Genomic DNA, 6,200 nt, shown 5'->3' on the forward strand with positions numbered 1-6,200 from the left:
ACTCTAAGTGCCAAAAATAATTTTGTGGTCTACTCAAATGAAAAGCGCTGTAATAAATTGCATAACCCTTCAACTTCAAGAAATATGTTGAATTGTATAACTAAAACTGGTTACTTTCTAACTGGTCTTACCTAGCTATTAGCTTTTCCGTTCCGGAATGCTTCCCTACGGGATGCTACGCAAACGCAAACAGCATTTAGCTAGACTCTTGCAGAGGAACTGTGTTAACAGCTAAAAATTCAAGGGTTTAAGTCCCCTACGCTTATTTGAAAAAGCGCATGGTACTATTTTTATCGGGTTTTTAATACCCATAAACCTTGAGAAGCTGATAGCTGACCGCTGACTATTATTTCAATGTTTCTATCTGGAGGTCAAAAACATGAAATTTTCTGTAGTCATCTTTAAAAGTGCTTTTTGGGCAATTTCTCTATCTCTAGCATTAATGCTACATTCTTTGCCAAGTTTGGCGTTAACTGTCCAAGATGTACCAAACCCCCGACAAAACTACGGTGGTTGGGTGACAGATATGGCTGAAATACTCAGCACTGATACAGAAGCTAAACTCAACAAAATGATTTCAGACCTGGAAGCAAGCAATGGTTCAGAAATTGCAGTTGTCACTGTCTCAGAAACTCAACCTGCTGCAACTCCAAAAAAGTTTGCTACTGAGTTATTTAACTATTGGGGAATAGGTAAAAAAGACCGAGACAATGGAGTGTTGTTTTTGGTTTCTCAGGGCGATCGCCGTGTAGAAATTGAAACTGGAAAAGGAGTACAGAAAATTTTGCCAGATTCTAAAGTTAGCAACTTGCTCGATACTAAAGTTATCCCAAAATTTAAGTTAGGATTATTTAAAAATGGTGTAGTTGCAGGTACAACAGCATTAGTAACATCCCTAGAAACTGGGAACTATACTCTAGTTGAAACTTCAGTCTCTCAAAATAACATACTTATTATGGGCATTATAATTACTATTTTACTGGTATTGGTGTTTCTGACAATTCTGATTTACATAAATAACAGAAATAGGCCGAGAAGCAGTTATACTCCTCGTAGTTATAGTAGTTACAGTAGCTATAGTGGAGGCAATAGAAACAATAGTAGTGACAACAACACTCAAAGAAGTAGTTATAGCTCCACAGATACGAATGAGAGTGACTATGATAGTGGTAGTGATGATGATAGCTTTGGCGGAGGTAGTAGCGATGGTGGAGGTTCGGGAGCTAATTGGTCTGAAACCACTAGCAGCAGTAGTTCTGAAAACTTTGGTGGTGGCAGTAGTAGTGGTGGAGGAACTGGTAGTAGTAGTTCCAGTGATTATAGTGTGACTAGTAGCAGCAGTTCTGGAAGCTATAGCAGTAGCAGTTACAGTAGTAGTAGTTCTGGAAGTGATAGTTATAGCAGTAGCAGTAGTAGTAGCTCTGGAAGTGATAGTAGTGGTAGTGATAGTGGAGGTTCTGATTACTAATATTATGTTTGAATAATTAGGGTTTGCTGAAAAAGTCTTTCTGCTAAGGCAGGGAGTAGGCAGTAGTGAAGAGTCAAGAGTTGGAAGGAGTTGTAGGGTATGTACAAAGGAAAAATTATTCCAATAGTGATTCTGCCTCTATACTTACCCCAATACTCACTTTTTGAGCTTTGTGAGGCAAAAAACTGCTACTTTCTACTCAGGGTTTCTTCTTTTTTCTTCCCTCCTAACTCCTGTCTCCTGTCTCCTGACTCCTAAAAAAATTAATATCATACACTAATTTACCAACGCCATATAAACTATTATTTTTATCTACTGTTTTTTGTTACAACTTGATAATTTACGGCGATATTTTTCTTCTTTCTAACTTGTCTGCGCCAAATTCCAATTTGCCTACTAAAAATGCAAAGAGTAGCTCCCACCCAACAAATTTCTAAAAAAGATATAAATACGTGATATTTCATTTTTTCCTTTACCTTTAATTAAATAAAATTCATAGATAAAAATTTATTTATTTTTAAGTTACAGTTAAATTCACACCAAACCTGTTCTCAAAGCAACAACTGCTGCTTTAACTCGGTCATCAACTGCTAGTTTATTCATAATACCTTTAACATGAGTTTTAATAGTATTAGGACTCAAAAAAAGGTCTTTAGCAATTTCAGTATTAGTCTTACCCTCTACCAACAATTTTAAAACATCTAATTCTCTAGATGACAAATTAGCTGAATTTTCTGGCACTGCTGGCGATGTTGGTTGCAAATTTTGAATCACCATTCTCCCCACTTGTGGATCGAGATAAGTAGCACCATCTATAGCAGCAGTAATAGCAGATATTAACCTTTCTATACTCGCCCCCTTAACACAATATGCATCTGCGCCACTAGATAATGCACCCATAACTTCTTGCTGACTATCGTGAGATGTAAGTACAACAACTCTTGTATCTGGGAGTTTTTCCTTAATTTGTTGAGTAGCTGCAATGCCATCAAGTTGTGGCATGGCAATATCCATAACTACTAAATCTGGTTTTTTTTCGATCGCTTCCTCCACTCCCAACTTACCATTGTCCGCTAACCCTACTATTTCAATATAGGAATAATCGCCTAAAACTTGCTCTAACCCAAGTTGCATCATTGGATCATCATCCACAATTAAAATTCGTATTTGCTCTTGTTGACTGGTTATTAGCTGTTCCATAGTTACCTTTTATTTTCCTGATGTTGACAATCGTCAACTGATTTTTAACACTTGTACTGACTCACCTATCGCTATTAAAGTTTCATTCAATGGTACAACTGCTAAACCTGTACTATTAGCTAAATTAATTAAATTTCCAGAGCTGTGACTGCCAAACGCAAGTTGAAATTCGTGGCCATTATTTCCTAAGTTTAGCTGACCCCATAGATAAGTTTCTCTTTTACCGTTGGAATGTAAATCTTGAAGCGATCGCGCCGTGACAAATTCTGGCCCCCATGCTGCTTGCTCTACTCCTGCCAATTTTTTTAGTGCTGGTTGGACAAACCGCCAAAAACTAACTAAGGCTGAAACTGGGTTTCCTGGTAACCCGAAATATACACATTGAGCATCAGCAAATTTAGCAACTGTTAATGGTTTTCCTGGTTTAACTGCCACAGAATGAATATGAATTTCTGCTCCTAACTCTTTGAGAATATCTTCTACATAATCATAGTCTCCTACTGATACTCCTCCGGTGGACAGTAAAAAGTCTGTAGTGGCGATCGCTTCAGCTATGGTTTTTTTCAATATTTCTCGTTCGTCTGGGACAATACCCAGTCGTATTACTTCTGCACCTGTTTGTGCTACAGCTACTGCTAAGGCATATTGATTTGAGTCTACTAACTGACCTGGTTGTAGAGGTTGGTCTGGTGTAACTAATTCGTTGCCTGTGGACAATATTCCGACTCTAGGTCGGCGATAAATTGTTATTTCTGGACATTGAAGTGCTGCTAATACTGCTATTTCTGAAGCACCTAAGATTGTTCCAGGCTTGAGAAAGGGAGTACTAGCGGTATAAAATGAACCACGATATCGTACAAATTCCTGGGGTTTTGGAGCTTTTTGGATGAGTACTTTATTGCCTTGTCTTTGAGTCACTTCTTGCATGACTACTGTATCTGCTCCTGTGGGCATACAAGCACCTGTAAAAATACGAGCTGTTTGTCCTGGTTTAATTTGCTGCTGAGGTTGATACCCGGCTGGAATTTCTTCTATTATTTCTAAGGCTGTTGGATTTTCGGGACTAGAGTTTTTGACATCTGCAAATTTTACTGCATAGCCGTCCATTGCTGAATTATCCCAGTGGGGAAAATCAAGTTTACTGGTGACTGGGGTGGCTAATATGCGCCCCGATGCGGTTAAGAGGTCTACTTTTTCTACATCCCTCTGGGTATTTAAGGGTTGTACTAGGTTTAAAATGATTGACTCTGCTTGGTCAACTGGTAGCATTTTCAATCTATAATTAAGATTTGCGTCATTTTAATTATAGATTGTATTTGACATCCTTCTTCTTTTGTTTCTGTTCTTGTTGAAGGGTATCAAGCCTTTCCTGATTTTTGGTTGAATAAAAAGTCATACGTAGGGGCTATAACATCCAAATATACAAATAGTATCATGGATTTTTTCTGAATGCAACCCAATTGACCTGGCAAAAATTTTATGAAGCTCTAGAAAATGAAAAAATTGATATAATGTCTGCTTAAAAATTAGCGATCGCTCTTTCAGATTAAGGTGGGCAAATCTCAATTAGGCATCTCCGGAAAAGAGGCAGTAGGCAGTAGGTAGTAGGGAACCCACCCCTAACCCCTCCCAGCAGGGGAAAGAATTGATAATTTCTGTGCGATAATTGATTTTATTTTTTATTGTCGGAGATGTCTATTGTTGATATTTTGATTGATAATTCAATGTTATTTATATTAACATAGTGGGCATAGTGGGCAAGCGATCGCTCTCACCTGAATCCTTACCCAGAAAAGTATCCAGGGGTACGTCGCTATTCAGCAATAAAACAGGAGTAGTGGGGAAAATATGATTCAAGGATACTGAGGAATAAAAATTAATGGTTGAAACTATTCAAGCTCAAAAAATTAACCTTTTAGATTTAAAGTTAAAGTTTGGTTTAGAACGGAATGATGATGGAGACTTTTTCCAGGAATGGCAAGAAAATTTGCCGGAACTGACAGATTTAGAAATGGCTGCTATGGATGAAGTAAAAGAGGAATATTTACATTTATCTCAATATCCATTGTTAGAACCTGTGGTAAAATTAGTTGTTTTATCTCCATTGTTGAAGTGGGCTGGTTTTTATCGCTATCCTTTTTTTATTACTGGTGAAAAAGAGGTAAAAATTAGCTCGGAAGATGAGGCAACAATTATTACTGGTAGGTTAGATCTTTTAGTTTTTACTCCAGAATTTTGGGTGTTAGTAATTGAGGCAAAAAAAACTGCTTATTCTCTGGAGGTTGGGATTCCACAAGCACTTGCTTATATGTTAGCTAGTCCTAGTTTAGAAAAGCCTAATTATGGTTTTGTTACTAATGGTACGGATTTTATTTTTTTGAAATTAATTCAACAGGAAAGACTTGTTTATAGTGAGTCAGATTTATTTTCGATGCGTCGCCGTCATAATGATTTGTGGAATGTTTTGCAGATATTAAAGGGTTTGAGTAAATTGGTTGTTCAAGGAATGGAATAGGAAATAGGGAGCAATTTGAAGCAACAAACCTTGCTATAATTGACCAATTCTAAATTCTGAATTCTAAATTATAAATTCTATATACGGGAGGTAATTGTAAGATGGATAAATTAGAATCTTATCGCAATATTATTCAATCTTTATTAACAGTTTATGCTGCCATCCCCATATCAAATGGTCAGATAGATAATTACACGGTTTTTGATACAAAACAAGACCATTATATGGTTATGAATGTAGGATGGGATGGTTATCGGCGAGCTTATGGTTGTGTTTTAGAGGATATCTGAAAAGTTGTTTAATACTGAATTTTGCCCCCCGAGCAAGCCAATTCTGGGGGGAACAAGAATCCATTAGCTCGTAAAAGTCCCCCAAAATTGGGGGATTTAGGGGGCGCGTGATGTAGCATATTGGACTTCTCAGACAACCTCTTACATTTGGATATTAAGGGAGAAAAGATTTGGGTAGAGCAAAATATGACTGAAATCAGAATTGCTCAAAAACTTGTGGAGCGAGGAGTGCCAAAAGAAGATATTGTTCTGGGATTTCAAGCTCCTGAAATGCGGAAATATACTGATTATGGAGTTGCTTAATTGTAAGCATTTCCTAATAAATAAAGAGGTAAAATTTGAGTATCAAGAAACTGAATTTCCCTCATTTTTGGCGTTTAATACTAATTAATCATTTGGCGTCATCCGGGCAAGACACAAATTCGGAAACGGATAAACAGATTAATCATTTGGCGTCATCCGGGCAAGACACAAATTCGGGTACGGATAAACGGATTAATTATTTGTATCATCCGTGCATCTGTGGCAAAATCCGTGTCTAGCTCCTGTCTAGCTGTTGTTGTTCCTGAAAAAGTTCGAGATTTTTTCGCACAATTGTAGTATTAGGATGTTCCTCACCTAATGTTTGTTTAAACATATCTAAAGCTTGTAGGTACAAAGGTTCAGCTTCAGAATATCTCCCTTGAGAACGATATAATTCTGCCAAGTTGTTGAAGTCGGTGGCAAG

The 6,200-nt window shown here is 37.3% G+C and carries 8 protein-coding genes; 4 read left to right on the top strand and 4 right to left on the bottom strand.

Features of this window, described 5'->3' with window-relative positions; genetic code table 11:
- Positions 1-379 precede the first annotated feature (379 nt).
- Positions 380-1,468: a TPM domain-containing protein gene (locus AC3DU7_RS21825; RefSeq protein WP_488041407.1), complete on the top strand. Its 1,089-nt coding sequence runs from the start codon at positions 380-382 to the stop codon at positions 1,466-1,468.
- A 308-nt stretch (positions 1,469-1,776) separates the two neighbouring features.
- Here the strand turns inward: AC3DU7_RS21825 and AC3DU7_RS21830 are convergent, their stop codons facing one another.
- From AC3DU7_RS21830 to AC3DU7_RS21840, 3 genes are all read right to left on the bottom strand, one after another.
- Positions 1,777-1,932: a hypothetical protein gene (locus AC3DU7_RS21830; RefSeq protein ID WP_488041408.1), complete on the bottom strand. Its 156-nt coding sequence runs from the start codon at positions 1,930-1,932 to the stop codon at positions 1,777-1,779.
- Between the two features lie 70 nt (positions 1,933-2,002).
- On the bottom strand, positions 2,003-2,635 hold the full coding sequence (locus AC3DU7_RS21835; RefSeq protein WP_488041413.1) for a response regulator: 633 nt from the start codon (positions 2,633-2,635) through the stop codon (positions 2,003-2,005).
- Between the two features lie 66 nt (positions 2,636-2,701).
- On the bottom strand, positions 2,702-3,937 hold the full coding sequence (locus tag AC3DU7_RS21840; RefSeq protein ID WP_488041409.1) for a molybdopterin molybdotransferase MoeA: 1,236 nt from the start codon (positions 3,935-3,937) through the stop codon (positions 2,702-2,704).
- A gap of 610 nt (positions 3,938-4,547) precedes the next feature.
- On the opposite strand from AC3DU7_RS21840, the gene AC3DU7_RS21845 reads away from it, so the two are divergent.
- From AC3DU7_RS21845 to AC3DU7_RS21855, 3 genes are all read left to right on the top strand, one after another.
- Positions 4,548-5,183, top strand: coding sequence for a type I restriction endonuclease (locus AC3DU7_RS21845; RefSeq protein ID WP_488041410.1), 636 nt, complete (start codon positions 4,548-4,550; stop codon positions 5,181-5,183).
- Between the two features lie 101 nt (positions 5,184-5,284).
- Positions 5,285-5,473, top strand: coding sequence for an element excision factor XisI family protein (locus AC3DU7_RS21850; RefSeq protein ID WP_488041411.1), 189 nt, complete (start codon positions 5,285-5,287; stop codon positions 5,471-5,473).
- Positions 5,474-5,620: 147 nt separating this feature from the next.
- Positions 5,621-5,776 (top strand): element excision factor XisI family protein, encoded by a 156-nt coding sequence (locus AC3DU7_RS21855; protein ID WP_488041414.1) that lies wholly within the window; start codon positions 5,621-5,623, stop codon positions 5,774-5,776.
- A gap of 235 nt (positions 5,777-6,011) precedes the next feature.
- Here the strand turns inward: AC3DU7_RS21855 and AC3DU7_RS21860 are convergent.
- Positions 6,012-6,200: tetratricopeptide repeat protein (locus AC3DU7_RS21860; RefSeq protein WP_488041412.1), on the bottom strand; the 189-nt coding region annotated here is incomplete at its 5' end.

This window comes from Okeania sp., from assembly GCF_983059655.1.

Bases quoted from the DNA above. Each gene is read 5' to 3' on its own strand.
- AC3DU7_RS21825 (WP_488041407.1), top strand. From the start codon at position 380: ATGAAATTTTCTGTAGTCATCTTTAAAAGTGCTTTTTGGGCAATTTCT.
- AC3DU7_RS21830 (WP_488041408.1), bottom strand. From the start codon at position 1,932: ATGAAATATCACGTATTTATATCTTTTTTAGAAATTTGTTGGGTGGGA.
- AC3DU7_RS21840 (WP_488041409.1), bottom strand. From the start codon at position 3,937: ATGCTACCAGTTGACCAAGCAGAGTCAATCATTTTAAACCTAGTACAA.
- AC3DU7_RS21845 (WP_488041410.1), top strand. From the start codon at position 4,548: ATGGTTGAAACTATTCAAGCTCAAAAAATTAACCTTTTAGATTTAAAG.
- AC3DU7_RS21850 (WP_488041411.1), top strand. From the start codon at position 5,285: ATGGATAAATTAGAATCTTATCGCAATATTATTCAATCTTTATTAACA.